Genomic DNA, 26,439 nt, shown 5'->3' on the forward strand with positions numbered 1-26,439 from the left:
AGGGAACCGGTCACGGCGCCACTTCGACCACGGTTTCCACCGGCAAGGCGCCGCCGCGGATGCGGATCTCCCGCACCGGATAGGGCACCCGGATGCCCTCGCGCTTGAAGGCCTCCCACAAGGTCAGCATGACGTCGCTGCGCACCCGGTCCATGCCGTCGGGATCGGCAATCCAGAAGGTCAGGGAGAATTTCATTCCCGCCTCGGTGAATTCCGTCAAAAGGCAGCTCGGGGTCTTGTGCTTGATGGCGCGCGGCACCGCCGCGGCGACGTCGGCGGCCAGTTTGCACACCAGCCGCGGGTCGGCGTCGTAATTGGTGCCGAAATTGACCTTCACCATGGTGTTCTTGTCGGTGTAGGTCCAGTTCACCACCTTTTGCGTGACCAGATCCTCGTTGGGGATCAGGAACTCGCGGCCGTCGCCGGCCGAGACCGAGATATAGCGGGTGTTCATGGCGCTGATCCGGCCGAAACTGTCGCCGATGGTGACGAGGTCGCCGGGCTTCACCGACTTGTCGGCCAGCAGGATCACCCCGCTGATGAAATTGGCGACGATCTTCTGCAGACCGAAGCCGATACCGACGCCGGCGGCGCCGGAGAAGATCGCCAGCGCCGACAGGTTGATGCCGACCGCGCTCATCACCACGGTGACGGCGAAGATCATCAGCGCGACCCGCACCAGCTTGATCAAGAGCACCTGGATCGACGGGGTGAGGTCGCGCGACTGCGCGATGCGGCCCTCCAGGAACTTGCTGGCGACGTTGGTCAGCCACAGCGCGATCGCCAGCAGCACCACCAGCTTGATCAGCAACAGCGGCGTCAACCGCAATCCGCCGACCACCACCGACACCGAGTCCAGCGCCTCGATGGTCTGTTCGAGCTGGCCCAGAATGCTCAGCGCGGCGACGCACCACGCCGACAGCGAGACCAGCCGGACCAGGAATCCGTTGCGGATCACGCTGGTCACCAGCCGGATCACCAGCCAGGCCAGCGCCAGCTTGGCGCAGACCGCCAAGAGATAGCTGCGGCTCGGCCAGGTCCAAGCCAGCATGCCGCCGCGCGCCGCCATCATCACCACCGCGAAGGCCGCGGTCGAGGCGCTGCCGACCATCACCCGACGCAGCAGCCGCAGCGGCGCCGGCCAGCCCGTCGAGGTCGTGCTCAGATCGACCCGGGCGCGCACCGTCGCCCCGATGGCATAAGCGATGCCGGCCCCGGCGATGATCAGGCCGAGTTGGAAATAGAACCAGGGCGACGTAATCTCCGCACCGACCGAACGGGTCGCGGCCAGCAGCATTTCGTAGATTTCGTTGAGTTTCACGTCCAATTCCATCTTCACCCACTTTAATCGAATGCGGAATCCCGCCGTGCCATATCCAATGACGGCAACTTAGGCCAGATTGCCAGCGCCGCGTCAGGCCATCGATCCGGCGGCGCGACGATGTCCGCAGGCCATGGCGGTGCAAACCGGCGGTCGCAGCCCGCTCAAGCGGGTTGGCGGGGAATGATGGCGACGATAAGGATCAGCGGCGCCCGCGCGGCGACTTTGGAGGACCATGGCGTCTCTTGATGCAGTCAGCATAGCCATTCTGCTCGGCGCCTTCCTGGTGATGGTGGGGATTCTGTCCAGCCTGCTGGCGCTGCGGTTCGGCGCGCCGCTGCTGCTGGTGTTTCTGTTCATCGGCATGGCGGCCGGGGAGTCCGGACCCGGCGGGCTGCGGTTCGACGATCTGCAAACCACCTATCTGGTGGGATCGGTGGCGCTGGCGCTGATCCTGTTCGACGGCGGCCTCAAAACCAAGCTGCAGAGCATCCAGACCGTGCTGGCGCCCTCGGTGGTGTTGGCCACGCTCGGCGTGCTGCTGACCGCGCTGATCACCGCGCCGGTGGCGCATTACGTGCTCGAGCTGAATTGGGCCGAAGCGCTGCTGATCGGCGCCGTGGTGGCCTCCACCGACGCCGCCGCGGTGTTTCTGTTGGTGCACGCCCAGGGGCTGCGGCTGCGGCCGCGGGTCGGCGCCACGCTGGAGGTGGAATCCGGCACCAACGATCCGTTCGCGGTGTTCCTCACCTTGATGCTGGTGGAGCTGATCACGGTCGGCGACAGCACCGCCTGGCACGTCATTATGCTGTTTTTGCGCGATGCGCTGCTTGGCGCGGTGGTCGGCTTCGTCGGCGGCCGGCTGGTGGTGCTGGCGCTGAACCGGGTGGCGCTGCCGCAGGGGCTGCACGCGCCGTTCGTCGCCACCGCGGCGCTGGTGATCTTCGGTGCCGCGCAGAGTTCGCACGCCTCGGGATTTCTCGCGGTCTATCTCGCCGGCATCATCATCGGCAACCGGCCGACGCGGGCGCATAATTCGGTGGTGACGTTTCTCGACGCCGCGACCTGGCTGGCGCAGATCGTGATGTTCGTGCTGCTCGGGCTGTTGGTGTCGCCGCAGCGGCTGCTCGGCAGCATCGGCCCGGCGATCGTCATCGCGCTGGCGCTGATGCTGGTGGCGCGGCCGGTCGCGGTGTTCCTCTGCCTGGCGCCGTTCCGCTTCAACTGGCGGGAAAAGCTGTTCGTCGCCTGGGTGGGGTTGCGCGGCGCGGTGGCGATCTTTCTGGCCTCGATCCCGATGCTGGTCGGGTTGTCGAACGCCTACCTATATTTCGACGTCGCCTTTGTGGTGGTGTTGATCTCGCTACTGCTGCAGGGCTGGACGCTGGGCTTTGCGGCGCGGCGGTTGCACGTCGCCTTGCCGCGCGCCGACCGCGGGCCGCGCCGAGTCGAACTCGACCTGCCGGGTCAGCTCGAACAGCAGTTGGTCGGCTATGCGGTGCGGCCGAAGAGCCTTTATCTGCGCCGCGGGTTGATCCCGTCCTGGTCGAAACCGACGCTGGTGATCCGCGACCAGCGCATTCTGTCGCCGGCCGAAGCCGAGCCGGTCTCGGCGGGCGACTACATCTATCTGCTGGCGCCGCCGGAAAAGGCCGAGGCGCTGGATCGCTTCTTCGTCGACATGTCGCCCTCGAGCGCGCCCGACCCGCATCTGCTCGGCGATTTCATGGTGGTCGGCGAGGTCACGCTGGGCGACCTCGCCGGGATCTACGGCGTCAATGTCGCCCCCGACGAGGCTCAGCTAACGCTGGCGGACTATTTCGACGTCCATCTCGACCGCGCGCCGAAGCTCGGCGCGACGTTGCCGCTGGATTCCATCGTGCTGGTGGCGCGCAGCCTCGGCGGCGGGCGGGTCAACGTGATCGGGCTCAGGCTGCCGGAAGACGACGAGCCGCCGCGGCCGCCGATGACGCGGATCCAGACGCTGAAGCGCAAGCTCGCCGCGATCTGGGCCTCGGTCGCCGGGATCTGAGCTGATGGGAAGCGTGCGCCGGACGACGCCGCAATGCGCCGCGAGCGGGCGGCATCCTGAGGCGCCCGAGCGAAGCGAGGCCCGATGTCGGGCACGTCGCTCGCCACGTCATGGCCGCGCTCGTCGCGGCCATCCACGCCCACAAGCAATGCCGTCGATGTTTCCGTGGATGGCCGGGACAAGCCCGGCCATGACGCGGAGAGGGCGATGATGATCGAGGGCGACCGCTGCGTGGAATGCGTTACGACCGCTGCGTGGATGCCTTACGGCGCCGCCACGACGTCGCGGCAACTCGGCGGCAGGTCGGCCAAGGTCAGCGGCGGCTTCGGCTTCGGCGGTGTCGGCGGCGGCTTCGGATGTAGCACCGCGTCGCTGAACCAATAGGCCAGATCGGAGGCCGCGCAGGCCTCGCCCTCGGTGACCGCCGGTTGCGGTTCGCACGCGGTGCTGCCGGCCGGGCACTTGATGCGAATGTGGAAGTGATAATCGTGGCCGTACATCGGCCGCACCTTGGCGAGCCAGGCGCGGTCGCCCTTGGCCTCGCGGCACAACGCCTTCTTGATCGCGGCGTTGACGAAGATGCGCTCGACCTGCGGCTCCTGCGCGGCGGCGCGGATCACCGGCAGATGGCTCGGCTTCCAGACCCGCGGGTCGATGTCGAGCCGGTCCGGCCGCACCATCATCACCGCCGACATCTCCTCGCGCTCGTTGCGCGACAGCATCCGGTTCGGCATCGGCGTCAGCCAGATGTCGGCGTCGAGCCCGACCTGATGGCTGGCGTGGCCGGTGATCATCGGCCCGCCGCGCGGCTGCGACATGTCGCCGATCAGCAGCCCCGGCCAGCCGGCGGCCCGCTGCGCCTTGGAGGCCAGCCGCTTCAACAGCGCGACCATCGCCGGATGCGCGAAGTTGCGGTTGCGCGACAGCCGCATCACCTGCCAGGCCTCGCCATTGATCGGCAGCGCCTCGCCGCCGGCGAGGCAACCCTTGGCGTAGAACCCGATCGCCTGCGCCGGCTGCGCCGCGACCGGCGTGGCCTTGCGGCCGAACAATTCCTTGGCGGCGAGCGTCGGATCGTTGGGATTGCTGAGCGGCGGCAGCGGTTTTGGCTCGACGCTGCCCTTGTCCTGGGCCAGCGCGACGCCGGCCGCGACAACGGTCAGCGGCAGCATCAGCAGCAGGGGAATCAGCCGGGCGATCATCGCTCCCACTATAGCGCAGCTCGCGAGCAAACCCGCGCTGGAACTCGCCGGCACCCTCGCCGGCGATCCGCAACCTGTGATCGAGCGGCGTCACCCGTTCGCCGTTAACCGGACAGCAACCCTGGTGTTGATTGCCGCAAATTGATGCGCACGAGCCGCCGATTGAAGCGGAACGTCGGGAAGTCGCCGGAACTCAACTCAAAATTGTCGTTTCCGCCGCGGACGTCCGAAACCACCCCCTCTTGGTTGCACTGCGGTCGCCAATCAAACGGGCGGCGGTCGGCCACTGTCGCCCACAGCGCCGGTGGAGCGGTCCGGGCGGTTGCGGGTGATACAGTTTTTTCAGACACTTAGGAGAGAAACGAGCGTTAGTGTGCGAGTGGGGCAACGATGCCGACAAATCGGCCGAAGAAAAAACAGCTGCAGCAAGCCGCGCACCGGCGTCCTGCGTTGTTGCGCGGTGCGGCCAAGCCGAAGACCAAAGCGGTGCCCAAGGACCGGCGCATCGCCGCCGAGATCGGCGAGGTGGTGCGCAAGCGCGCCGCGGCGGATGCGGCGATCGCCGAAGCCAGGAAATCCCACGAGCGGTTGCGCGAGGCGATCGACATCCTGCCGCAAGGTATCGTGTTCCTCGACGCCGAAGGCCGCTACATTCTCTGGAACAAGAAATACGCCGAAATCTACAATCGCACCGCGGATCTGTTTCAGCCCGGCGTCAAGATGATCGACACGCTGCGCGTCGGCGTGGCCCGCGGCGACTATCCCGAAGCGCTCGGCCATGAAGAGGAATGGATGGCCGAACGGATGGCCAAGCTGTTCCAGCCCGGAGAACGCCACGAGCAGCTGATCTCCGACGGCCGCTGCATCCAGATCGAGGAGCGGATGACCGCCGACGGCGGCATCATCGGCTTGCGCATCGACATCACCGAGCTGAAGCAGCGCGAGGCCTCGTTCCGGCTGTTGTTCGACAGCAATCCGGTGCCGATGATCGTCTGCGCGCTGGCCGATGAGCGCATCCTCGGCGTCAACGACGCCGCGGTCGAGCATTACGGCTATTCGGCCGCCGAATTCAGCACGCTGACGATCCGCAATCTGCAGGCGTTCGAAGCCGAGCGGCCGTGGACCGGCGACCAGAGCACCGACGAGCGCGCCGCGCGGACCTGGAAGCACGTCAAGGCCGACGGCTCGCTGATCGATCTGGCGGTGTATTCGCGGCAACTGCTGTACGGCGGCGAGCCGGCGGTGCTGCTGGCCTTGATGGACATCACCGAGCGCAAGCGCGCCGAGATGCGGCTCGCCTTCATGGCGCAGCACGACGGATTGACCGGGCTGCCGAACCGCAACTCGCTGCGCAAGCGGCTCGACGAGATGCTGGTGCACACCCGGCGCGGCAACGAAAAAGCCGCGGTGCATTTCCTCGGCATCGACAATTTCAAGGGCGTCAATGACAGCCTCGGCCACGCCGTCGGCGACAAGCTGTTGCGCGGCATCGCGCGGCGGCTGCGCTCGACCTTGCGCGAAGAGGACGTGATCGGTCGGCTGAACTCCGACGAGTTCGCCATCCTGCAGAGCGGCGTCAGCCGCCCCGAGGACGTCGTGCTGCTGGCCAAGCGGCTGCTGCACGCGATCGGCGAGCCGTTCTTGCTCGACGGCAATTCGGTGGTGATCGGCGCCAGTATCGGCATCGCGATGGCGCCCGGCGACGGCGACGATTCGGAGAAGCTGTTGATGAGCGCCGACATGGCGCTGGCGCGCGCCAAGACCGAGACCCGCGGCACCTTCAGCTTCTTCGAACCCGGGATGGACGCCCGCGCCCAGACCCGCCGCAAGATCGAAAGCGAACTGCGCGGCGCGATCCAGAACGACGTGCTGCGGCCGCATTATCAGCCGCTGATCGGGCTCTCCAACGGCCGCATCACCGGCTGCGAGGCGCTGGTGCGCTGGCCGCATCCGGAACGCGGCATGGTGTCGCCTTCGGAGTTCATTCCGGTGGCGGAAGATACCGGGCTGATCAACGCGCTCGGCGCCCAGGTGCTGAAACGCGCTTGCGAGGACGCGGCGAACTGGCCGGACGACGTCCGCGTCGCGGTCAATCTGTCGCCGCTGCAATTCCGGCTCGGCAACCTGCTGTCGCTGGTGATGGACGCGCTGAAGCAGACCGGGCTGCCGCCGAAGCGGCTCGAACTCGAGATCACCGAGACGCTGCTGTTGGAAAAGAGCAGCCAGGTGATCGCCACGCTGCACGCGCTGCGCGCGCTCGGGGTGCGGATCTCGATGGACGATTTCGGCACCGGCTATTCGAGCTTGAGTTACTTGCGCAGCTTTCCGTTCGACAAGATCAAGATCGACCAGTCGTTCGTGCGCGGGCTGTGCACCAACCGCGAACTGCAGGCGATCGTGCGCTCGATCATCAGCCTCGGCATGGGGCTCGGCGTCACCATCACCGCCGAGGGCGTCGAGACCGAATCCGAATTGAGCTGGCTGCGCGCCGAGGGCTGCCACGAGGCGCAGGGCTTCTTGTTCAGCGCGGCGCGGCCGAACAGCGAGATCATCGACCTGCTCAGCGTGCAGAGCGGCGCCGATTTCGCCACACCCGATCGCGCGTCGATTCAGGTGGCGTGAGGCGGACCACAAACCGCGGCTGCGGCGGGCGAAAGTCAAACCGCGAGCGCTGCGACTCCGGCAACGGGGTCGAGCTCTCATCGCCGGCAACAGGATTCCGCGGCCGCTCGCAAGCGCTCGCGCCGCGGAGCGACAACCGCTCGATCTGCTCCGCACTCCCAACGAGGTGAAACGTCATGGTCTTGCTACGCAAGTTCGTCGTCGCGCTGGTCGGCGTTGCCGCCGCCTGCGTCGTCGCTCCGGTCGGCGCGGCCTCGCTCCCGGTCGGGCCGGCGGGCGATGCGTTCTACTTGCCGCCGCAACCGTTGCCTCCCGGTCCGCGCGGCTCGGTGATCTGGGTCCGCCCGCTCGAGGGCACCATGGCGTTGCCGAGCGCTGCGACCAACAGCCTGGTTCTGTACCGCTCGACCGGCGCCGCCGGCGGCACCGTGGCGGTCTCGGGCACGCTGTCGATCCCGCCGGGCGAAGCGCCGCGCGGCGGCTGGCCGGTGATCGTCTGGACCCATGGCACCACCGGGCTGGCGCCGATCTGCGCGCCCTCGCGCGACACCGACAGCGGACCGGAACACGGCTATATCGCGGTGATCCGCACGCTGCTCGACGGCTTCGTGAAGAACGGCTACGCCATCGTCGCCACCGATTATGAAGGGCTCGGCGTGCCCGGCGACCAGCCGTTCCTGCAAGGCGCGCCGACCGCCCGCAACGCGCTCGACCTGCTGCGCGCCGGCCGCGCGATCGAGCCGAAACTCGGCCGCGACTACGCGGTGCTCGGCCATTCGCAAGGCGGCCAGGTCGATCTGTTCGCGGCGGCGCTCGGGCCGTCCTACGTTGCCGAATTCAGGCTGCGCGGCAACGTGGCGTTTGCGCCGGGCTCACAGATCATGGACCGCTTGAGGCTGGTGATGACCTCGGGCAACAACGAGCTGTCGCTGCCCTACGTGCTCTACACGCTGCAATCCTACGCCCGCAGCAATCCGAACATCGACCTCAAGCGCATCCTGACGCCGACCGCGCTGTCGCACCTGCCGGATCTGATGCAGGGCTGCATGACCGCTGCGCTGACCACCGGTTACTGGTCGACCGCGATCGCCAAGGAGCAATTCGTCGCCAAGCCCGATCTGCGTGCGTTCCAGACCATGGCGCGGCGGAACGAGCCGGGCCTGTTGCGCATCAAGGCGCCGACCATGATCGTGCAGGGCAAGGACGACGTCACGGTGATGCCGCAGGCCACCGACGACGTGGCGCGGCAATTGTGCGCGCGCGGCAATCAGCTCGATTACCTGCCGGTCGCCGGCGCCGACCATGACGGTTCGATGAGCAAGGGCGGCGCCGACGCCCTGGCGTTCATCAACGCGCGTTTCCGCGGCGTCACCGCCGGCAGCAATTGTAAAGCGCTGCCGAAGGCCGCAACGAAGTAAGGCGCGCCGCTACGGTCGCGCGGCGGTCGGCGGCGCCACCGATGCATCGGGCCGCGCGGCTTTCTCGGTGACGCTCTCCTCGGTGTCGAAGAAGGTGCGGGCGATCGCGGCGAAGCCGGCCGGCGCCTCGTACATCAGATGATGGGTGCCGCCCTTGAATTGCACCAGCCAGGCGCCGGGGATCGCCGCGGCCAGCGTCTTCGAACTGTCGTCACCGACCACATCGTCGGCGGTGCCGACCACCAGCATCACCTGATTGTGGATGCCGGGCAGCTGCTCCAGCGGGGTCTTCCAATGCGTGGTGGCCTCGACCTGCCGCGCCACGATCGGATCGGCCGGCACCCGGCCGTGCAGCGCCTTGGCGACGTTGCTGCCGTCGGTCGAGGTGGCGTGGATCAGCGCCTTGTTGAAGCGCTCCGGATATTGCAGCAGCAATTGCTGGGTGATCGTCGAGCCCATCGAATAGCCCAGCACATGGCTCTGCTTGACGCCGAGGGCATCGAGCAGGCCGATCACGTCGGCGGCGAACAGCGGATAGCTGAAGGTGGTCGCATTGGCGCTGGAGTGGCCCATGCCGCGATTGTCCGGCATGATCAGCTGATAGTGTTGCGACAGCGCGTCGATGATCTGCGGCTGCCAATTCTCCGCGGTGCCGCCGAGCCCCATGATCAGGACCATCGGCGCGCCGGAGCCGATCAGCTTGTAGCCGATCGAGATGCCGTTGGCGGCGACCTGATAGATCACGTTGCCCCGCGCATCCTGCCCGATCGGCTTACCGGCGGGCGCGATCGGCTCGGCAAGGGCGCTAGAGAACGTTGACGCGCTCAGAAACAGCGTCGCAATCCAGACGGCAGCGGCTCTTTTCATCTCGGGCCCCGACTCATTGAATTCGACTGATGAGCAATCAGCAGCAAGCATGATGCGGCCCGGATGTCGATTCGGCTTTTCGGCTATTGCTACCTGCTATTGACGCGGCTCACCGCGCCAGGCCGAGCACGACCAGCAGAGCGCGATCGAGATGTTCTGCAGTGTCAGCGTCAATCCGACCGATGACGCCACGGATGCGGTCGCGGCGCAGCGCGTTGACCTTGTCGACCATGATCTGCGACCGTACGTGCAGGCCGTTGTCTGCAGAGGGCTCGACGATCGGCCTAGTGCGTCGAAACTCGCTGAGGTCGGACGACATCGGGCATATCAATATCGACGTCGTGGTGTTGCCGAGTTCGTCAGCCTGAACAATAACTCCTGGACGTGGCTTGCCGAGGTCGCCTTGCGCGACGACCAGCACCACGTCGCCGCGTCTCACTTCCAGGCGTCCCAATCATAGACCTGTTCGATCCAGTCATCGATCGCGTCGTTCTCCGGATGTTTTGCCATCATCGCGCCCTCGCGGCGAATCTCTGCGACCACCTTGGGATCGCGCAGATCCGGCACCCAATGCTGCACCGGCCGCAGACCCTGCGCGCGCAGCCGCCGCCGCCGCGTCGCCATGCGTTCGCGCGGGGTCTTTGCAGGAGGCTTTTTCGGCGTCGTGGGCATGGCAAGAGCGTAACATGTTACGAAGGTGCGATCAACGGCCGGCCTTGCCGGTTAGTCGCGTCGCAATACGCCGCGCTGTTGTGCTACGTGCTTGCTATTCGGCCGCATTGAAACGCGCTTCGCCGGGCAGCCGCGCCTTCTGCCAATCGCCCGGGGCAAGAACTGTGCTTACAAACAAGATCTCAATGCCCAGTACGCGGCCCTGCGCATCGACGTCGTAGATGAACGACCCGGCCTTTTCGGTATGGTCGAAGTCGCCATTGCCGATGGTGATATACACCGCCTCGGCTTCCGGATCGTAGGTGATATCGGTCATGGCTTCCGCCTCGCGCGCCGATTGAAAAACACGCTTATAGCAAGGAAGCGCGCAGCTATCGACAAGAGCCGATATGAATCCGCAACCGGGGCGCGTCATCCTGAGGAGCACGCCCAAAGGGCGCGCGTCTCGAAGGATGGGCCGCAGGCTTGTTGCCGCCATCCTTCGAGATACCGGGCGAAGACGCGCGGTTCGTCAGGATGACGGCGAAACGTGCGGCGCTTTGGTCAATGAAATTCGTAGCCCGAATGAGCGAAGCGATATTCGGGTCGGCACTGCGATATGAGAATCCCGGATGTCGCTTCGCTCATCCGGGCGACTTCTTGCTTGCTCAAGCGGCGCTCGACAACAACTCGGCGGACAATTGCGCCCTGGCGTCCAGCAATTCGATTCCGACGATACGGCCCTCGGCGTCGTAGTCGAAGATGACGTTCGGTGCGACCTCGGCACTTTCAAGCACGTTGCCGCTGGACAAGCGGATATAGGCGGCGTTGTCCTCGGCCTGATATTTGACGATCGGGCTCATGTCGGGGCTCGTGCATCTCGATCGAAGAATACCGTCAAGATACGCACTTCATCGGCATTTTCCAAGCATGCCACGCGAAGAATACGGCCGCCAAACTCGGGAATCGCGCGAAATCGGCGTTCGACACCCGGCCAGGTCGGATCGGGGTGGGACCATGCCGGCTCCCAAACGGTCTTCTCAATCCAGTCCAGATCGAGCGTTCGCTCAAGGACAGCGTCGCGGGCGTGCTTCGTGAAGGTCAAAGGTTTGCGCGCGACCAATGTGACCTCCGCGAAAGCCTCGTAGCCCGGATGAGCGTAGCGAAATCCGGGGAAGGCGCGGCGTGATATGAAGCCCCGGATATCGCTTCGCTCATCCGGGCTACTCCTAATAGCTCAACTATCCACCTTCAGCGCGGCGATGAACGCCTCCTGCGGGATGTCGACCTTGCCGAACTGCCGCATCTTCTTCTTGCCTTCCTTCTGCTTCTCCAGAAGTTTGCGCTTTCTTGTGATGTCGCCGCCGTAGCATTTGGCGGTGACGTCTTTGCGCAAGGCGCGGACGGTTTCGCGGGCGATGATCTTGCCGCCGATCGCCGCCTGGATCGGGATCACGAACATGTGCGGCGGGATCAGTTCCTTCATCTTCTCGACCATGGCGCGGCCGCGGCCTTCGGCGCGGGTCCTGTGCACCAGCATCGACAGCGCGTCGACCGGCTCGGCATTGACCAGGATCTGCATCTTGACGAGATCCGCCGGCTGGTAGTCGGTGAGGTGATAGTCGAACGAGGCGTAGCCCTTCGAGACGCTCTTCAAGCGGTCGTAGAAATCGAACACCACCTCGTTGAGCGGCAGGTTGTACTTCACCATGGCGCGGGAGCCGACGTAAGTCAGCTCCTTCTGGGTGCCGCGGCGGTCCTGGCACAGCTTCAGCACCGAGCCGAGATATTCGTCGGGCGTGAGGATGGTGGCTTCGATCCACGGCTCCTGGATTTCGGCGATCTTCACCACGTCCGGCATGTCGATCGGGTTGTGGATCTCAAGCTCGGTGCCGTCGGTGAGATGCATTTTGTAGATCACGCTCGGCGCGGTCGCGATCAGGTTGAGGTCGAACTCGCGCGACAGCCGCTCCTGGATGATCTCCAGATGCAGCAAGCCTAAGAAGCCGCAGCGGAAGCCGAAGCCGAGTGCGGCGGAGGTTTCCATCTCGAAGGAGAAGCTGGCATCGTTGAGCCTGAGCTTGCCCATCGCGGCGCGCAGCGTCTCGAAGTCGTCGGCGTCGACCGGGAACAGGCCGCAGAACACCACCGGCACGGCCGGCTTGAAGCCCGGCAGCATTTCGGTGACCGGCTTCTTGTCGTCGGTGATGGTGTCGCCGACGCGGGTGTCGGCGACTTCCTTGATGCCGGCGGTGATGAAGCCGATCTCGCCGGGGCCGAGTTCGTCGACTTGCGTCATCTTCGGGGTGAAGAAGCCGACCCGCTCCAGATCATAGGCGGCGTTGGTGCCCATCATCCGGATTCGCTGGCCCTTCTTCATCACGCCGTCGACGACGCGAACCAGCACCACCACGCCGAGATAGACGTCGTACCAGCTATCGACCAACAGCGCCTTCAGCGGCGCCTCGCGGTCGCCTTGCGGCGGCGGCAGCCGGTGCACGATGGCCTCCAGCACCAGGTCGATGCCGAGCCCGGTTTTCGCCGAAATCATCACCGCCTCGGAGGCGTCGATGCCGATCACGTCCTCGATCTGCTGGCGCACCTGTTCGGGTTCCGCGGCCGGCAGATCGACCTTGTTGAGCACCGGGACGATCTCGTGGCCGGCGTCGAGCGCGTGATAGACGTTGGCGAGGGTCTGCGCCTCGACGCCCTGCGAGGCGTCGACCACCAGCAGCGAGCCCTCGCAGGCCGCCAGCGAGCGCGACACCTCATAGGCGAAGTCGACGTGGCCGGGGGTGTCCATCAGGTTGAAGATGTAGTCGCGGCCGTCTTGGGCGTGATAGTTCAGCCGGACGGTCTGCGCCTTGATGGTGATGCCGCGCTCGCGTTCGATATCCATCGAATCGAGCACCTGCTCCTTCATCTCGCGCGCCTGCAGCCCCCCGGTGGTCTGGATCAGCCGGTCGGCCAGCGTCGACTTGCCATGGTCGATATGGGCGACGATGGAGAAGTTGCGGATGTTCGAAATCGGGACAGTTGTCATAAGGCGCGGGATAGCATTCGGGCCCGAAAGCGGCAAGACAATCGGCGCCGCCGCGGCCGGGAAGGGCCCAAACGCCGGCGCTTGACGGCCGAACCCCAACGATATCATCTCCGGCGGCTCTCCCCCGAAAGTTCAGTGTGACAATGAGCCCGATGTTCTCCCGCCTTGTGGTCGCGCCGTTTACGCGCTGGATCGACGCGCTGCTTGATTCGCGGCGGCAAAACCGCGCGGTGATCTGGACCCTGGCGGCCTATGCGGCGATCTGGACCGGCTACCGGGCGCTCGCCACGATGCCGCGCGACCTGCATGCCGACGTCACCGAACTGTACGGCTGGTCGCGCGACCTGGCGTTCGGCTACGACAAGCACCCGCCGTTCAGCGCCGCGGTGGCGAAGGCGTGGTTGTCGGTGTTTCCGGCCACCGACCTCAGCTTCCACCTGTTGGCGACGGTCAATATTGCTCTGACGCTGTACATCGCGTTCCGCACCATGCGGCGCTATCTGCCGGCGGAAAAGACCGTGTTCGGTCTGGCGCTGCTGATGCTGATCCCGTTCTTCAACTTCATCGCGCTGAAATACAACGCCAACGCGGTGCTGCTGCCGCTGTGGGCTGTGACCATCCATTGCTTCCTGCGCGCCTATGAGCGGCGCAACGCGCTATGGGCGGCGCTGGCGGGGCTCGGCGCAGGCGCGGCAATGCTCGGCAAGTACTGGTCGATCGTGCTGATCGCAGGCCTCGGCCTGGCGGCGCTGATCGATTCGCGCCGGGTGTCGTTCTTCCGCTCCAAGGCGCCGTGGATCATGGCCGGCGTCGGGCTCGTGGTGATCGCCCCGCATCTGGCCTGGCTGGTGCAGCATCACTTCCCGACGTTTGCCTACGCCGCGGCGCACAGCGCGCCGAGCTTCTCGGAGAACCTGGCGGCGACCGCCGGCTATCTGGCCGGCTGCGTCGGCTATGTGGCGGTGCCGCTGATCGTGGCGATTCTGCTGCTGCGGCCGACGCCGGAGGCGTTGCTGGATGTGGTCGCGCCAAAAGATCCCAGCCGGAGGTTGATCCTGGTGATCCAGCTTTTGCTGATCGTGGTGCCGGCGCCGTTTGCCTTGATGATGGGGCTGCGGATCGTGCCGCTGTGGACCATGCCGGCCTGGACGCTGCTGCCGATCGTGGCGCTGGGCTCGCCGTTGATCGCGGTCGGCCGTGTGGCGCTGGAACGGCTGGTCGCCGGCACCGCGATCGGCACGCTGGCGATGCTGGCGCTGGCGCCGGTGGTGGCGCTAACGATCCATCTCAACAGCCCGCCCGGCTCGTTCGAATACGCCTCGCTGCTGGCGGAGAAGATCGAGCAGCAGTGGCGGCAACGCAGCGCGCTGCCGATCCCGCTGGTCGCCGGCACCACCGTGCTGCCGGCCAACACCGCGTACTATCTGCAGACCCGCGCGCGGTCGTTCGAAAATGCCGATGTCGCGACGTTGAAGGCCGCGGCGCAGGCCCACGGCGCCGTGCTGGTGTGCCCCGCGGAGGACGCCGGCTGTATTGCCGTCGCCGACCAGATCGTCGCGGGGCAAAGCGAGATTTCGCGCTCCGAGGTGCGGTTGTCGCGGCCGCTGTTCGGCTTTGCCGGCGACAGCGTGCGCGACGTGTTCATGATGGTGTGGCCGCCGGTGCCGCCGCCGGCGCTGCCGGTGCCGCTCGGGGGGAAGTAAGACCCTCGGGGCCGCGAATGCGATCGGGCACCTCGCTCAACACGTCATGGCCGGGCTTGTCCCGGCCATCCACGGAAATTGGCACGGCGTCGCTTGTGGGCGTGGATGGCCGGGACAAGCCCGGCCATGACGCGGAGAGGTGCGCGAATTTTCGATACGCACGCCGCGTGGAAACGGGTGGGATTTTCAGTCAGGCTCGGGATTAAACGGGGCGAGCAGACGCAAGATGACGCCCTTGGTGTTTGCTTAGTCTTCTTCGCCGAATTTGCTGGCGAGCAGGCCGGCCAGCGCGTCGACCGCTTCCTTGGCCTGCGGGCCGACCGCCGACACCGTGACGCTGGTGCCGATTCCGGCCGACAGCATCATCAGCCCCATGATCGAGGTGCCGCCGACGGTCTCGCCGTTGCGGGTGACCCAGACCTCGGCGTTGAAGCGCTCGACCATCTGGACGAATTTCGCCGAGGCGCGCGCGTGCAGGCCGCGCTTGTTGACGATGGGAATTTCAACGGAGACCGGATCGCTGGAGGCGCCCGCGTCCGGATTCGCCGCGCCGGTCGACGGAGCGTTGTCGGTGTCCGCGGTCATTTGCCGGCGAGCACCCGGCTGGCGATGGTGACGTATTTGCGGCCGGCTTCCTGCGCCAGCGCAATCGCGTCCGGCAACGGCCGTTCTTCGCGGACCTTGGCGAGCTTCACCAGCATCGGCAGATTGATGCCGGCCAGCACCTCGACCTTGGGGCGGCTCATGCAGGAGATCGCCAGATTGGACGGCGTGCCGCCGAACATGTCGGTCAGAATCGCAACCCCATCGCCACTATCGACGCGATTCACCGCTTCGATAATGTCGCTGCGACACAGATCGGCATCGTCTTCGGCGCCGATCGTGACGGCTTCAATTTGCTTTTGCGGCCCCATCACGTGTTCCAGCGCCGCCTTGAACTCGTCGGCAAGGCGCCCATGGGTCACAAGTACCAGACCAATCATCGGAAACTCCTCGCGGGTGCCTTTGGCGCACCGCGCGAACGGGTCACTTTGACCATCCAGAGCCCCCACGCAAGGGGTCTGGGCTATTTCTCCCTCAAATTACCTTTGAAACGGGAGCGGCGTCGGTCATTTGGTGACGATAGTGGGGATTATATGGTTATCAAATCGCTTCGAACAATCTCCCTCATCCGTTGTAAGCCCTGAACCTTCCAATGTGGTGAATGCGGCCACTACCAGAGGTAGCGGTTCGTAACTTTCACCAACCGGGATGCGCGGCAATTCGACGCCGTTGATGGTTGTCCGCAACGCCGCGGGCTGCGGCAGCCGTTCGGCGTCGCCTGCGGCCAGATCGACCACCAGGCCGACCACGGCTTCGGCGACAAAGTCGCAGCGCCGCAGACCGAGGCCGCGGATCTCGATCAGCCCGGCGATCGCCGCCGCGGCCCGCACCACCAGACCGTCGGCACGGCGTTCGAGATGCACCCGGTCGTCGCCGATCAACATCGCGGCCGGGATCATCCCGGCCCGTCCGGCCAGCATCAGGTCGAAGGCGAGCCGCGACTTACCGGCGCCGGAGGGGCCGCGGATCAGCACCGCGCGGTCGCCGACTTTCACCGCCGAGGCATGAACGGTGCCTGAACCAGAACTGGACGCAGCGGGCTCGGTCATGTCGCGGGCAACCTCACCACGAAGCGGGCGCCGGCAAAGCTCGGCTCGCCATCGGCGTCGACCGGGCCGGGGCGGTTCTCCGCCCAGATCTTGCCGCCATGGGCCTCGACGATCTGCTTGGAAATCGACAAGCCGAGCCCGGAATTCTGCCCAAAACCCTGATGCGGCCGGTCGGTGTAGAAGCGCTCGAAGATCTTCTCCAGCGCGTCGTCGCGAATCCCGGGGCCGTCGTCGTCGACCACGATCTCGATCTCGGTCTTGCGGCGGCGGCACACGATCCGCACCTTGCCGCCGGCGCTGGAGAACGATTGCGCGTTGACCAGCAGGTTGGAAATCACCTGGCCGAGCCGGGAATCATGCCCCGGCACCCAGAAGGCGTCGTTGCCGGCGCCTTCGAAGCGAACCTCGACGCCGACATTGGTGCCGAGCTTGGTTTCGTTGGCGACCGAGGTGAGGGTGGCGAGCAGCCGCCGCAGATCGACCGGCGCGACATCCTGACGCTGCAATTCGGCGTCGAGCCGGCTGGCGTCGGAAATGTCGGAGATCAGCCGGTCGAGCCGCTTGACGTCGTGTTCGATCACCTCGAGCAGCCGCGAGCGGCTCTTCTCGTTCTTGGCCAGCGGCAGGGTTTCCACCGCCGAGCGGAGCGAGGTCAAAGGATTCTTCAATTCGTGGGAGACGTCGGCGGCGAAGCGCTCGATCGCCTCGATGCGGTTGTACAGCGCCTCGGTCATGTCGCGCAGCGCGCCGGACAGATGCCCGATCTCGTCGCGCCGCCCGGTGAAATCGGGAATCTCGACCCTTGTGCGGATGCGGCGGCGCACCCGTTCGGCGCTGTCGGCGAGCCTTCGCACCGGGCCGGCGATGGTCGAGGCCAATAGCAGCGACAGCACCATCATCACCAAGGAGGCGACGCCGCCGACTTTCAGAATGGCGAGCCGCTCGGCGGTGACCATCTGGTCGATGTCGTCGCCTTGCGTCGACAGCATCAAGGCGCCGTGCACCGCGCGAAACCGCTGCACCGGCACCGCCACCGAGACGATCACTTCGCCGCGGTCGTTGATCCGCACCATGCTGCTCTTCTGGCCGTCGAGCGACTGCACCACCTCCTGATAGCCGTTGCCGTTCTCCGGCCCGAGTTCGCGATACAGCGGCAGATCGCCGCGGTTGAGCCAAGTGCGGATCGCGATCATGGTGCGTTCGGCGACGCCGGGCTTCTCGGTGGTCGGCGGCGGCAGCTCGAAACGCAGCACGTCGCCGCGGCCGTACAGGCTGCGGCTGTCGAGGATCAGCACGCCATCGCGGTCATAGATCCGCGCCCGCGTCTTGGTCGGCGAGATCAGCCGCCGCAGCACCGGCGCCACGCGCTCCGGATTGATCGGAAAATCCAAGCCGGATAGTTCGTCAGGCGGACCGAAGGTCTCGCCGGGCTTGAGGTCGAGCAGCCGGTCGGGATCGATGGTGATGGTGTTGGTTTCGACGGTGGCGGAGGCCGCGATCGCGCCGGCGATGATCTCGGCCTGCACCAGCAGGCTCTGCGCGCGGGCGTCGATCAGGCCGGCGCGGAACTGCGAGAGATAGAGGATGCTCGCCACCAACAGCACCAGGCCGGCGAGGTTGAGCGAGACGATGCGGCGGGTGAGGCTGGAGAAGCTGAGCGCGAGGAAGAACTGTCCGGCGCGGCGCAGCCAGGCCATCGGCCGCGGCCACACCAGTCCGCTGTCGCGGTCGGCTGCATCGTCAGCCGAAGCCGTCGGCGCGGCGGCTTCGGTCGGGTCGTTGGGATCAGGCTGCGTGCGATCGAGCAATGGCCAAAACCGCCAGGTTGTTTCGGATAATCCTGCGAAGCTCGCCGGCGCCGCATCCTACTCCAGGCGCGGCGCGCCGTCAGTCATTAAGCGCGCCGGCAGCATGCGCAGCAGGGCGCGGCTCAGGTTTCCTTGAACCGGTAGCCGACGCCGTACAGCGTTTCGATCATTTCGAAATCGTCGTCGACCACTTTGAACTTCTTGCGCAGCCGCTTGATGTGGCTGTCGATGGTGCGATCGTCGACATAGACCTGATCGTCATAGGCGGCGTCCATCAGCGCGTTGCGGCTTTTCACCACACCGGGCCTTGTCGCCAGCGCCTGCAGGATCAGGAACTCGGTCACGGTGAGCGTCACCGGCTCGTTCTTCCAGGTGCAGGTGTGGCGTTCCGGATCCATCCGCAGCAGCCCGCGATCCAGCGCCTTGGCGTCGGTTTCCTTCGGCACCGCGGCGGGATCCTTCGGCGCGGCGCGGCGCAGCACCGCCTTGACCCGCTCCACCAACAGCCGCTGCGAGAACGGCTTGCGGATGAAATCGTCGGCGCCCATTTTGAGCCCGAACAATTCGTCGATCTCTTCGTCCTTCGAAGTCAGGAAGATCACCGGCAGGTCGGATTTCTGCCGCAGCCGTCGCAGCGTCTCCATGCCGTCCATCCGCGGCATCTTGATGTCGAGGATGGCAAGGTCGGGCGGCGAGGTGCGGAAACCGTCCAGCGCCGAGGCGCCGTCGGTGTAGGTCATGATGCGGTAGCCTTCGGCTTCCAGCGCGATCGAGACCGAGGTCAGAATGTTGCGGTCGTCGTCGACCAAAGCGATTGTGGGCATGAGCCTGCTTTCCGAAACGGAGGGCTACGGGCGAGGTCCCGTATTTGACTGGCCTTTGAACTCGGCCAACGACGATGCAAGCGGGGCTGAAGTGTGACCAAGTTCCCGAAATAGTGTCAATCGGCGGCGGGTTCCGGTCCCCATATAGCTATCGGATGAGCCAAAATAAGGCTCGATTCGCAATGAGATGGTGGAAATTCAGATGCAACCGACGCCGCATTTCAGCGCTTCCGAACTGGCTCGTTCGCTGCTGCGCCGCAGCCGGCAGGGCGCGCTGGCGACCCTCGCGGTCGGCAGCGGCGCGCCGTATTGCTCGCTGGTCAACCTGGCAAGCCACTGGGATGGCTCACCCATCCTGCTGATTTCGCGGCTGGCGCTGCACACCCAGAATCTGCTGGCCGACCCGCGGGTGTCGCTGATGCTGGACGAACGCGCCCCGGGCGATCCGCTGGAGGGCGCCCGCATCATGTTGTCGGGAACTGCGCAACCGGCGACCAGCGAGGAGCTGCCGACGCTGCGCCGCCGTTATCTCAACGCCCATCCCTCGGCCGAACAATTCGTCGACTTCGGGGATTTTTCGTTTTTCGTGATCCGGCCGAGCGGCGCCCATCTGGTCGCCGGGTTCGGCCGCATCGTCGATCTGAAGCCGCAGCAGTTGCTCACCGACCTCACCGACGCCCATGCGTTTCTTGCAGAGGAGCAAGGCATAATTGCCCATCTGAATGCAGATCATCTCGGCACGATGAAACTGTACGCGACGCAATTACTAGGTGCGCGCGATGCCGACGCCACGTGGCGCTGCACCGGTTGCGATCCCGACGGACTCGATCTCAGCGACGGATCAACGACTTTGCGACTGGCCTTGCCGCAGCGCACGCTGACCGCTGCTGCGTTGCGAAGTCTTCTAAAGCAACTCGCCGACCAAGCGCGCCGCAGTAATGCTTGATCCACGTCAAAACAGCCTACACAATTAGAACAATGTTGCGCGGGCGGGTTGGCAAACCGGGCGTTCGACACTATTAGTTCGCGACCGGAGTCGGGCGGTATATTGCCGGTTACCGCGGTCAACGCGCGTTTTTGGCGCAATCTGCGCAATCGAGATACGCGGGTTCGAGGAGGATTTTTCGTGCAAGAGACGGGCGTTCGCAACGGTGCCTACGGCGCCGACAAATTCGGCTTAAAAAACCTCAAAGGCGTGAAGTGGAATCTCACTGCGCCGCACCTCTACGAGGACGCGCTGCGCGCGGGCGAAGGGGTGTTGTCCGGCGACGGCTCATTGTGCGTCGATACTGGTATCTTTACCGGCCGCAGCCCCAAGGACAAGTACACGGTCCGCGACGCCAACACCGAAAACACCATGTGGTGGGGCGGCAATCAGTCGATCACCGCCGAGCAGTTCGAGAATTTGTATCAGGACTTCCTGAAGCACGCCGAAGGCATGTCGCTGTTCGCCCAGGACCTTTACGGCGGCGCCGATCCGAGCTTCCAGATCAAGACCCGGGTGTTCACCGAAATGGCCTGGCACTCGCTGTTCATCCGCACGCTGCTGCGTCGCCCGGAGACCGCCGAGCTCGCCAGCTTCGTGCCCGAACTCACCATCATCGATTTGGCCAGCTTCCGCGCCGATCCTGCGCGCCACGGCTGCAAATCCGAAAACGTCGTCGCGATCGACTTCACCCGCAAGATCGTGCTGATCGGCGGCACGCAATACGCCGGCGAGATGAAGAAGAGCGTGTTCACCACGCTGAACTACTACCTGCCCGACAAGGGCGTGCTGCCGATGCACTGCTCGGCCAATGTCGGCCCGGACGGCGACACCGCGATCTTCTTCGGCCTGTCCGGCACCGGCAAGACCACGCTGTCGGCCGATCCCAACCGCACGCTGATCGGCGATGACGAACACGGCTGGGGCAAGGACGGCGTGTTCAACTTCGAAGGCGGCTGCTACGCCAAGTGCATCAAGCTGTCGGCGGAAGCCGAGCCGGAAATCTTCGCGGCCTCCAACCGCTTCGGCGCGATCTTGGAAAACTGCGTGCTGGATCCGATCACCCGCAAGCCGGATTTCAACGACGGCTCCAAGACCGAGAACACCCGCTCGGCCTATCCGTTGGAATCGATCCCCAACGCTTCGCCGACCGGCCGCGCCGGTCAGCCGAAGAACGTGGTGATGCTGGCGGCCGACGCCTTCGGCGTGATGCCGCCGATCGCCAAGCTCTCGCCGGCGCAGGCGATGTATCACTTCCTGTCCGGCTACACCGCCAAGGTCGCCGGCACCGAGCGCGGCGTCACCGAGCCGACCCCGGTGTTCTCCACCTGCTTCGGCTCGCCGTTCCTGCCGCGCGATCCGTCGGTGTACGGCAACATGCTGCGCGAGCTGATCGCCAAGCACGGCGTCGACTGCTGGCTGGTCAACACCGGCTGGACCGGCGGCATGTACGGCACCGGCCATCGCATGCCGATCAAGGTGACGCGTGCGTTGCTGACCGCGGCGCTGGACGGCTCGTTGCGCAACGTCGAGTTCAAGACCGACCCGTATTTCGGCTTCGCGGTTCCGACCGCGCTGCCGGGCGTGCCGAGCGAGATCCTCGATCCCGTCAAGACCTGGGCCGACAAGGCCGCCTTCGACACCACCGCGCGCAAGCTGGTCGCGATGTTCCAGAAGAACTTCACTCAGTTCGAAGCCCAGGTCGACGCCGAAGTCCGCGCCGCCCAGCCGGAAGCCAAGCTGGCCGCCGAGTAAGCGCAAGCGACATCACTGTTCGGATGAGGGCGGCCGCGAGGCCGCCCCTTTTTCATGGCTAGCCGGAGGCAAATTTCCTGGAGAAAAGAAAAACCCCACGAACTCGTGGGGGTTTTGGTTTCTCGCCGCGCCAAGCGTGAGAATGCTATTCGGTCTTTTTTCCCGGCGCCGACACCGGTGCTACAACACAGCTAAGCGGCTGCGCTGAGGCTCCTTCAGCCTTGTTCGTCGTGCCCGCGAACATCAGACCCATGACGAAGGCAAATACGGCGACGATACCGCTGCCCACAACGTGAATCATCAATCCCTCGGACCAACGAGCCCAGATAGGGGCAGGCTGGATCAAAACGACCTCGATTGCGTCAAGGCCCGGCAGAGGTGGTACGCCTATTAGTACTGCCGGATTAATTTGGGGGATATCTTCGTCGTGGGCGTTGCCGTCCGCGTCGTCTCTCTTGTCCGAGGCTTCCCTCTCGCTTGCCGTCGGGCATTCCCGATAGGCGGCTTCGACGAGAAGGTGTTCCTCGCCGTCGTCCGAAGTGGCCATTGAGGCCTCCCTCTTCGAACCCCTCTACTATCCCCGGGGGTGGGTCGGGGTCTTAACCGTCGAGATCGCAACGAGCGCGATCGCGTCACCGGCGCCGATAAGACCGTGAGTAACGTTGATCATCTGGCTCTCCTTTTGGTGTTGGTTCTCAATGGACGCAGCATGAGAAGTTCCTGCGTCAAGGCGGGTTCCGTCCATCGGAACCCTCGGCAAAGTTAATACGCCAAAAATGAATTTTCAACCCAAAAAATGGGTTTTTTAATATTTATTAGGTGTTTTCTGGGGTTCCAATTGACACGTGCATATTTTTAGCCCATTTAATGATGGCTTAATTGGGCCTGAGGGCCCTCATAGATGAAACACAAGAGAGCTGACAATGACAATCATCGGAGGAAGCGATGCTGCGGCGAGCGGCGAGCGGCGAGCACGTGGTCGGCCGAAGAGCCTGGAAGCTGGAAACCGCCTTCACCTTTACATTCCGGATTCGTTGACGAACCGGCTTCAGGAACTTCAGCGCGATACTCACGCCGGCTCACTTACCGAAGTAGTGAAAAACGCTCTTATGCTGTACGCTGCGGCTGTTGAAGAGCATAAGAGCGGTGGGCGCGTTTACTTCAAACGGAAGGATGAAACAGGAGAACGACAGCTGGCTCTATTTATCTAGACGTCAACGTCTCTTCCGTTCGTCCCAAACATAAGCCAAATTTCGATCTAGGATGAGTCTATAGGGCGGTCGCAAGGCCGCCCGCTTTGTTTTCGGCAGGGGAGATATTGCCGAACTGGGCGGATTTTTGATGCCAGATGGTTGCCGGTTTACGCACCGCTAACAATCGTCGGCACGTATTGTACTGATCGGTCCCGACCGCTGCCGGGCGTGCCGAGCGAGATCCTCGATCCGGTGAAGACCTGGGCCGACAAGGCCGCCTTCGACACCACCGCGCGTAAACTGGTCGCGATGTTCCAGAAGAACTTCACCCAGTTCGAAGCCCAGGTCGACGCCGAAGTCCGCGCCGCCCAGCCGGAAGCCAAGCTCGCGGCGGAGTAAGCGCAAGCGACATCAGTGTTCGGATGAGGGCGGCTGTGTGACGACAATTATCTTGGCCGGCGGACGACAACTAGCTTGGCCGGTGTGGCCGGACGGCGGGAGGGCGTAGCCCGACCAGAGTCCGGCCACACCGGCTGCGCCGTTTTGTGGGGTCATTTGACGTCACTGGCGGTCGTTTCTGAGGTGGTGCAAGCGGTTCTTTCCTCAATGGAAAGGGCCGTTCGTGCCAGGCAGCCACCTCAACGACCACCAGGTGAGAACGTACATGGACCATCGTCGAACCCATCCTCAGCACACTGCCGCCGCCAAAGCGGGAATCAGCGAACGCTCGGCTCGTCGGATCGATCGCGATCCAACCTTGCCATCGCAGCGCAAGACACCCCGAGGTTATCGGACCCGTCCCAACCCGTTCGACGGCGTTTGGGAAGCCGATATCGTGCCGCTGCTGCAATCGATGCCGTCGCTGCAGGCCATCACCATTTTGCGCGAGCTGCAGCGGCGTCATCCCGGCCGCTTTCCCGACAGCCATTTGCGAACCCTGCAGCGCCACATGCGGCGGTGGAGCGCACTCGCCGGCCCCGAGCGCGACGTCATCTTCCGTCAGGAGCATCCGCCCGGTGCGCAGGGCCTTTCCGACTTCACCGATGCGGGCGAGCTTGGTGTGACGATGGTTGGGCTCGCCTTTCCGCATCGCTTCTATCACTTCGCGCTGGCCCATTCGCAGTGGGAGTACGCCCGCGTGGTCGAGGGCGGGGAAAGCTTCTCGGCGCTTGCCGAGGGGCTCCAGAACGCGCTCTGGCTGCTCGGGGGGGCCCCGCGCGAGCATCGCACCGACAGCCTCTCGGCTGCGTTCAAGAACCTCTCGGAGGAGGAGGACTTCACGCGCGCCTATCGTGAACTTTGTGACCATTACGGCATGGCGGCGACCCGCAACAATCGCGGTGTCAGTCATGAGAACGGCTCGATCGAAAGCCCGAATCGCCACCTCAAGAAGGCGCTCGATCAGGCGCTGACGCTGCGCGGTAGCCGTGACTTCGATACTCGGGTGGCCTATCAGGCATTCACCGACGACATCGTCGGCCAACGCAATGCCGCCCGCGACCAGGCCTTCGCAGCCGACCGCGCCGCCCTGCGGGCGCTGCCGCCGCGCCGCACCACGGACTTCAGCGAGGCTGCCGTGGTGGTCACGTCCTCCAGCATGTTCTGTCTGCGCAAGGTGTTCTACACGGTGCCGTCGCGTTTGATCGGCCATCGCCTCAAGGTGCACCTCTACGACGATCGGCTCGACTGCTTCCTCGGCTCGACGCAGGTGCTCGTGCTGCCGCGCGGCCGGGTGCCGCGGGGGGCCCAACGCGGACACGTCGCCGACTACCGGCACGTGCTGCCGAGCCTTCGGCGCAAACCCCAGGCCTTGCGCAACCTGGTATGGCGTGACGCGCTGTTCCCGCGGCCGGCGTTCCGCCGGGCCTGGGACACGCTGGTCGAGCGAGGCCCGATCGACCGGGCTTGTCGCACCATGGTGGCGTTGCTCGACATCGCCTATTGCAGCGGTTGCGAAGCAGAACTCGCCGCGCATATCGACAGCGTGCTCGATCTCGGCCACCTGCCGGATCCCAACGCCCTGCGGGCTGTGTTCAGCCGCGATGCCGCGGCTCAAAACGGCGGGGCGGCATTGCCCACGGTGGCCGTCACGATGCCGGCCGCGTTGATCTACGACGTGCTGCTGTCCAGCGTCCACGGCGAGGTGTCGTCATGCTGACGCGCGACAACACACCAGCGCCCATCACGGTCGATCTCGCTCGCCTGCCGATGCTGCTGACCTCCCTGCGGCTGCCGACCATCGGCCAAATGTGGGCGGACCTCGCCGAGCGTTCAGACCGCGAAGGCTGGCCGGCCGCTCGCTATCTTGCGGCCTTGCTCGAGCACGAGCTTGCCGAACGCTATCAACGTCGAATCCAGCGCAACATGCAGGACGCTCACCTGCCGGCGGGGAAGAGCTTCGCCACCTTCGACTTCGCCGCCGTCCCGATGATCAACAAGAGCCAGATCACCGCGCTCGCGGCCGGCGGTTCTTGGCTCGACAAAGGCGCCAATCTATTGGCCTTTGGCCCGCCAGGCGTTGGCAAGTCGCATCTCGGCGCAGCTCTCGGCCAGGCTCTCATCGAAAACGGCTATCGTGTTCTGTTCACCCGCACGACCGACATGGTGCAACGACTTCAGGCCGCTCGCCGCGATCTAACGCTGCAAAACGTCATGGAAAAGCTCGACAAATACGACCTGCTCATCCTCGATGACCTCTCTTACGTCCGCAAGGATCAGGCCGAAACCAGCGTGCTCTTCGAACTCATCTCCGCCCGTTACGAGCGTCGCAGCTTGCTCATTACAGCTAATCAGCCATTCGGGGGCTGGGAGGAAATCTTCCCCGACAAGGCAATGACCGTGGCCGCCATCGACCGCCTCGTGCACCACGCCGTCATTCTGGAAATGAACACCGACAGTTATCGTCGCAAGGCCGCAGTCACGCGAATGACCGATCGGAAGGCCTCGGAAAACTCAAAGCAAAAGCCTGTAACCAAAACGATCTAATCGTCGCAATCGCGCCAATTAGATCTTGCGTCGTTGCTCAACTCCTTGCACCCTCAAATCGCTTCAGAGGCGACCGCCAAAACCGGCCATCCTAGTTGTCGCCGACCGGCCATCGTAATTGTCACTCTACAGGCGGCCGCGAGGCTGCCCTTTTTCGTGGGGCGCTAAGTGATTGGCAGTGAGCTCACTACGTCATGGCCGGGCTTGTCCCGGCCACCCACGGAAACAGGCAACGCATCACTGGTGGGCGTGGATGGCCGGGACAAGCCCGGCCATGACGGGGAGAGGGGCGCCGCTTTGCGCAACGTCCGTAAAGTAAACGCCCATAAAGTAAAAGCCCCGCCGATCGCTCGGCGGGGCTCTTCTACTGCAGGCGCC

24 protein-coding genes and 1 pseudogene are annotated in these 26,439 nt (G+C 64.8%); 10 read left to right on the forward strand and 15 right to left on the reverse strand.

The genetic code is table 11. The features are described from left to right. Positions 1-10: 10 nt before the first annotated feature. Positions 11-1,333 (reverse strand): mechanosensitive ion channel family protein, encoded by a 1,323-nt coding sequence (locus tag RPC_RS02930; protein WP_011471062.1) that lies wholly within the window; start codon positions 1,331-1,333, stop codon positions 11-13. 223 nt (positions 1,334-1,556) lie between these two features. Between RPC_RS02930 and RPC_RS02935 the strand changes: the two genes are divergently transcribed. Then, positions 1,557-3,353, forward strand: coding sequence for a potassium/proton antiporter (locus RPC_RS02935; RefSeq protein ID WP_011471063.1), 1,797 nt, complete (start codon positions 1,557-1,559; stop codon positions 3,351-3,353). A 263-nt stretch (positions 3,354-3,616) separates the two neighbouring features. Here RPC_RS02935 and mepA read toward each other — a convergent pair whose 3' ends face one another. Then, the gene (gene mepA / locus RPC_RS02940) at positions 3,617-4,555 is read right to left on the reverse strand and encodes a penicillin-insensitive murein endopeptidase (protein ID WP_011471064.1); all 939 of its coding nucleotides are present in this window, start codon (positions 4,553-4,555) and stop codon (positions 3,617-3,619) included. Positions 4,556-4,945: 390 nt separating this feature from the next. On the opposite strand from mepA, the gene RPC_RS02945 reads away from it, so the two are divergent. Together RPC_RS02945 and RPC_RS02950 are read left to right on the forward strand one after the other, a co-directional pair. Beyond that, a complete protein-coding gene (locus RPC_RS02945; protein ID WP_011471066.1) occupies positions 4,946-7,177 on the forward strand; it encodes a putative bifunctional diguanylate cyclase/phosphodiesterase in 2,232 nt (743 codons plus the stop codon). A 176-nt stretch (positions 7,178-7,353) separates the two neighbouring features. Beyond that, positions 7,354-8,595, forward strand: coding sequence for an alpha/beta hydrolase family protein (locus tag RPC_RS02950; protein ID WP_011471067.1), 1,242 nt, complete (start codon positions 7,354-7,356; stop codon positions 8,593-8,595). A gap of 9 nt (positions 8,596-8,604) precedes the next feature. Here the strand turns inward: RPC_RS02950 and RPC_RS02955 are convergent, their stop codons facing one another. From RPC_RS02955 to lepA, 7 genes are all read right to left on the reverse strand, one after another. Beyond that, the gene (locus tag RPC_RS02955) at positions 8,605-9,462 is read right to left on the reverse strand and encodes an alpha/beta fold hydrolase (protein ID WP_011471068.1); all 858 of its coding nucleotides are present in this window, start codon (positions 9,460-9,462) and stop codon (positions 8,605-8,607) included. Between the two features lie 109 nt (positions 9,463-9,571). After that, the gene (locus tag RPC_RS02960) at positions 9,572-9,886 is read right to left on the reverse strand and encodes a type II toxin-antitoxin system PemK/MazF family toxin (RefSeq protein WP_415914789.1); all 315 of its coding nucleotides are present in this window, start codon (positions 9,884-9,886) and stop codon (positions 9,572-9,574) included. A gap of 11 nt (positions 9,887-9,897) precedes the next feature. Then, positions 9,898-10,134, reverse strand: a complete 237-nt coding sequence (locus RPC_RS02965) for an antitoxin MazE family protein (protein ID WP_011471070.1) — start codon at positions 10,132-10,134, stop codon at positions 9,898-9,900. A 94-nt stretch (positions 10,135-10,228) separates the two neighbouring features. Next, positions 10,229-10,450: a DUF2283 domain-containing protein gene (locus RPC_RS25905; RefSeq protein WP_041801334.1), complete on the reverse strand. Its 222-nt coding sequence runs from the start codon at positions 10,448-10,450 to the stop codon at positions 10,229-10,231. 331 nt (positions 10,451-10,781) lie between these two features. After that, positions 10,782-10,976 (reverse strand): DUF2283 domain-containing protein, encoded by a 195-nt coding sequence (locus RPC_RS02975; RefSeq protein WP_011471072.1) that lies wholly within the window; start codon positions 10,974-10,976, stop codon positions 10,782-10,784. Next, positions 10,973-11,236, reverse strand: a complete 264-nt coding sequence (locus RPC_RS25910; protein WP_011471073.1) for a DUF4258 domain-containing protein — start codon at positions 11,234-11,236, stop codon at positions 10,973-10,975. The genes RPC_RS02975 and RPC_RS25910 overlap by 4 nt, the downstream gene beginning before the upstream one ends. 114 nt (positions 11,237-11,350) lie before the next feature. After that, on the reverse strand, positions 11,351-13,156 hold the full coding sequence (gene lepA, locus RPC_RS02980; protein ID WP_041801335.1) for a translation elongation factor 4: 1,806 nt from the start codon (positions 13,154-13,156) through the stop codon (positions 11,351-11,353). A gap of 152 nt (positions 13,157-13,308) precedes the next feature. On the opposite strand from lepA, the gene RPC_RS02985 reads away from it, so the two are divergent. Then, positions 13,309-14,859: a glycosyltransferase family 39 protein gene (locus RPC_RS02985; protein ID WP_011471075.1), complete on the forward strand. Its 1,551-nt coding sequence runs from the start codon at positions 13,309-13,311 to the stop codon at positions 14,857-14,859. A 246-nt stretch (positions 14,860-15,105) separates the two neighbouring features. Here the strand turns inward: RPC_RS02985 and RPC_RS02990 are convergent, their stop codons facing one another. The 5 genes from RPC_RS02990 to RPC_RS03010 form a co-directional block, all read right to left on the reverse strand. Further along, a complete protein-coding gene (locus RPC_RS02990; RefSeq protein ID WP_011471076.1) occupies positions 15,106-15,444 on the reverse strand; it encodes an HPr family phosphocarrier protein in 339 nt (112 codons plus the stop codon). Next, entirely contained in the window at positions 15,441-15,842 is a 402-nt protein-coding gene (locus tag RPC_RS02995) for a PTS sugar transporter subunit IIA (protein ID WP_011471077.1), read from the reverse strand. The genes RPC_RS02990 and RPC_RS02995 overlap by 4 nt, the downstream gene beginning before the upstream one ends. Positions 15,843-15,968: 126 nt before the next feature. Beyond that, a complete protein-coding gene (locus tag RPC_RS03000; RefSeq protein ID WP_011471078.1) occupies positions 15,969-16,511 on the reverse strand; it encodes an HPr kinase/phosphorylase in 543 nt (180 codons plus the stop codon). Then, positions 16,508-18,319 (reverse strand): stimulus-sensing domain-containing protein, encoded by a 1,812-nt coding sequence (locus RPC_RS03005; RefSeq protein WP_080507300.1) that lies wholly within the window; start codon positions 18,317-18,319, stop codon positions 16,508-16,510. Before RPC_RS03005 ends, RPC_RS03000 begins: the two co-directional genes overlap by 4 nt. Positions 18,320-18,441: 122 nt before the next feature. Further along, the gene (locus tag RPC_RS03010; protein WP_011471080.1) at positions 18,442-19,143 is read right to left on the reverse strand and encodes a response regulator transcription factor; all 702 of its coding nucleotides are present in this window, start codon (positions 19,141-19,143) and stop codon (positions 18,442-18,444) included. Between the two features lie 202 nt (positions 19,144-19,345). On the opposite strand from RPC_RS03010, the gene RPC_RS03015 reads away from it, so the two are divergent. Further along, the gene (locus RPC_RS03015; RefSeq protein ID WP_011471081.1) at positions 19,346-20,089 is read left to right on the forward strand and encodes a HugZ family protein; all 744 of its coding nucleotides are present in this window, start codon (positions 19,346-19,348) and stop codon (positions 20,087-20,089) included. A 180-nt stretch (positions 20,090-20,269) separates the two neighbouring features. Next, positions 20,270-21,883, forward strand: a complete 1,614-nt coding sequence (locus RPC_RS03020) for a phosphoenolpyruvate carboxykinase (protein ID WP_011471082.1) — start codon at positions 20,270-20,272, stop codon at positions 21,881-21,883. 145 nt (positions 21,884-22,028) lie between these two features. Here RPC_RS03020 and RPC_RS03025 read toward each other — a convergent pair whose 3' ends face one another. After that, positions 22,029-22,430, reverse strand: a complete 402-nt coding sequence (locus tag RPC_RS03025; RefSeq protein WP_011471083.1) for a hypothetical protein — start codon at positions 22,428-22,430, stop codon at positions 22,029-22,031. A 376-nt stretch (positions 22,431-22,806) separates the two neighbouring features. On the opposite strand from RPC_RS03025, the gene RPC_RS25915 reads away from it, so the two are divergent. From RPC_RS25915 to istB, 4 genes and pseudogenes are all read left to right on the forward strand, one after another. Beyond that, complete coding sequence (locus RPC_RS25915) at positions 22,807-23,094, forward strand: hypothetical protein (protein WP_011471084.1); 288 nt, start codon at positions 22,807-22,809, stop codon at positions 23,092-23,094. Positions 23,095-23,295: 201 nt separating this feature from the next. Next, positions 23,296-23,475, forward strand: a pseudogene (locus RPC_RS25335) (phosphoenolpyruvate carboxykinase (ATP)); the annotation flags it as partial. Positions 23,476-23,740: 265 nt separating this feature from the next. Continuing rightward, complete coding sequence (istA, locus tag RPC_RS03030) at positions 23,741-25,234, forward strand: IS21 family transposase (RefSeq protein ID WP_011471085.1); 1,494 nt, start codon at positions 23,741-23,743, stop codon at positions 25,232-25,234. Next, the gene (istB, locus tag RPC_RS03035) at positions 25,228-26,061 is read left to right on the forward strand and encodes an IS21-like element helper ATPase IstB (RefSeq protein WP_011471086.1); all 834 of its coding nucleotides are present in this window, start codon (positions 25,228-25,230) and stop codon (positions 26,059-26,061) included. Before istA ends, istB begins: the two co-directional genes overlap by 7 nt. The last annotated feature ends 378 nt before the right edge of the window (positions 26,062-26,439 follow it).

The organism is Rhodopseudomonas palustris BisB18, from assembly GCF_000013745.1.
Lineage (GTDB): Bacteria > Pseudomonadota > Alphaproteobacteria > Rhizobiales > Xanthobacteraceae > Rhodopseudomonas_A > Rhodopseudomonas_A palustris_F.

Excerpts from the sequence above, each read along its gene's own strand:
- RPC_RS02930 (WP_011471062.1), bottom strand. The coding sequence starts at position 1,333 with ATGGAATTGGACGTGAAACTCAACGAAATCTACGAAATGCTGCTGGCC.
- RPC_RS02935 (WP_011471063.1), top strand. The coding sequence starts at position 1,557 with ATGGCGTCTCTTGATGCAGTCAGCATAGCCATTCTGCTCGGCGCCTTC.
- mepA (WP_011471064.1), bottom strand. The coding sequence starts at position 4,555 with ATGATCGCCCGGCTGATTCCCCTGCTGCTGATGCTGCCGCTGACCGTT.
- RPC_RS02945 (WP_011471066.1), top strand. The coding sequence starts at position 4,946 with ATGCCGACAAATCGGCCGAAGAAAAAACAGCTGCAGCAAGCCGCGCAC.
- RPC_RS02950 (WP_011471067.1), top strand. The coding sequence starts at position 7,354 with ATGGTCTTGCTACGCAAGTTCGTCGTCGCGCTGGTCGGCGTTGCCGCC.
- RPC_RS02955 (WP_011471068.1), bottom strand. The coding sequence starts at position 9,462 with ATGAAAAGAGCCGCTGCCGTCTGGATTGCGACGCTGTTTCTGAGCGCG.
- RPC_RS02965 (WP_011471070.1), bottom strand. The coding sequence starts at position 10,134 with ATGCCCACGACGCCGAAAAAGCCTCCTGCAAAGACCCCGCGCGAACGC.
- RPC_RS25905 (WP_041801334.1), bottom strand. The coding sequence starts at position 10,450 with ATGACCGATATCACCTACGATCCGGAAGCCGAGGCGGTGTATATCACC.
- RPC_RS02975 (WP_011471072.1), bottom strand. The coding sequence starts at position 10,976 with ATGAGCCCGATCGTCAAATATCAGGCCGAGGACAACGCCGCCTATATC.
- lepA (WP_041801335.1), bottom strand. The coding sequence starts at position 13,156 with ATGACAACTGTCCCGATTTCGAACATCCGCAACTTCTCCATCGTCGCC.
- RPC_RS02985 (WP_011471075.1), top strand. The coding sequence starts at position 13,309 with ATGTTCTCCCGCCTTGTGGTCGCGCCGTTTACGCGCTGGATCGACGCG.
- RPC_RS02990 (WP_011471076.1), bottom strand. The coding sequence starts at position 15,444 with ATGACCGCGGACACCGACAACGCTCCGTCGACCGGCGCGGCGAATCCG.
- RPC_RS02995 (WP_011471077.1), bottom strand. The coding sequence starts at position 15,842 with ATGATTGGTCTGGTACTTGTGACCCATGGGCGCCTTGCCGACGAGTTC.
- RPC_RS03000 (WP_011471078.1), bottom strand. The coding sequence starts at position 16,511 with ATGACCGAGCCCGCTGCGTCCAGTTCTGGTTCAGGCACCGTTCATGCC.
- RPC_RS03010 (WP_011471080.1), bottom strand. The coding sequence starts at position 19,143 with ATGCCCACAATCGCTTTGGTCGACGACGACCGCAACATTCTGACCTCG.
- RPC_RS03015 (WP_011471081.1), top strand. The coding sequence starts at position 19,346 with ATGCAACCGACGCCGCATTTCAGCGCTTCCGAACTGGCTCGTTCGCTG.
- RPC_RS03025 (WP_011471083.1), bottom strand. The coding sequence starts at position 22,430 with ATGGCCACTTCGGACGACGGCGAGGAACACCTTCTCGTCGAAGCCGCC.
- RPC_RS25915 (WP_011471084.1), top strand. The coding sequence starts at position 22,807 with ATGACAATCATCGGAGGAAGCGATGCTGCGGCGAGCGGCGAGCGGCGA.
- istA (WP_011471085.1), top strand. The coding sequence starts at position 23,741 with ATGGACCATCGTCGAACCCATCCTCAGCACACTGCCGCCGCCAAAGCG.
- istB (WP_011471086.1), top strand. The coding sequence starts at position 25,228 with ATGCTGACGCGCGACAACACACCAGCGCCCATCACGGTCGATCTCGCT.